The organism is Flavobacterium columnare NBRC 100251 = ATCC 23463 (assembly GCF_002530675.1).
Classification (GTDB): Bacteria; Bacteroidota; Bacteroidia; order Flavobacteriales; family Flavobacteriaceae; genus Flavobacterium; species Flavobacterium columnare.
In genome coordinates this window covers 1-893 of record NZ_PCMX01000029.1, presented here as the reverse complement: position 1 = coordinate 893, position 893 = coordinate 1, and the positions used below count along the sequence as shown (strand labels likewise).

1 pseudogene is annotated in these 893 nt (G+C 40.6%); it reads left to right on the top strand.

What is annotated here, in order from left to right:
• Positions 1-893: pseudogene (locus B0A78_RS14435) on the top strand (hypothetical protein); the annotation flags it as partial.

The window sequence follows — 893 nt, the reverse complement described above, 5'->3', positions numbered from 1 at the left end:
GATGCAGATGGTAATGTAACGATCCAGCCAGGTACATCAAGTGGTACTTACACGATTCCTTATACAATTTGTGAAACAGGAGCAACTCCAGTAAACTGTAAAACAGCCAATATAACTGTAGAAGTTAAAAACGATTTACTAGCTAAGGATGATAATTTAGGTACTATTGCTACCTCAACTACAGCAACTACTGTCGCAGGAAGCGTTTTAGCGAATAATGGAAACGGATCAGATACTCTAAACGGAGTGGCAGTAACCGCAGCCAACACAGATGTAACCCCTGTTACAACAGGTTCTATTCGTATTGATGCAGATGGTAATGTAACGATCCAGCCAGGCACACCAAGTGGTACTTACACGATTCCTTATACAATTTGTGAAACAGGAGCAACTCCAGTAAACTGTAAAACAGCCAATATAATTGTAGAAGTTAAAAATGTTATTGACGCTATAGACGATGCTAAAGTAACTGTTGCCTCAGGAGGTAATACCCCCAATGTAACGTTAAACGATAAGTTAAACGGATCAAACGTTACGATAGGTGCAGCAGCAGGTCAAGTAAGCCTAGCAGGTGTAAATGTTCCAGCAGGCTTAACATTAAATGCAGATGGTACGATTACTGTAGGCGCTACCACACCAAGTGGCACATACCAAGTAGAGTATCAAATCTGTGAGAACGGAGCAACTCCAGTAAACTGTGATAAAGCAATTGCTATAGTAGAAGTTAAAAATGTTATTGACGCTATAGACGATGCTAAAGTAACTGTTGCCTCAGGAGGTAATACCCCCAATGTAACGTTAAACGATAAGTTAAACGGATCAAACGTTACGATAGGTGCAGCAGCAGGTCAAGTAAGCCTAACAGGTGTAAATGTTCCAGCAGGCTTAACATT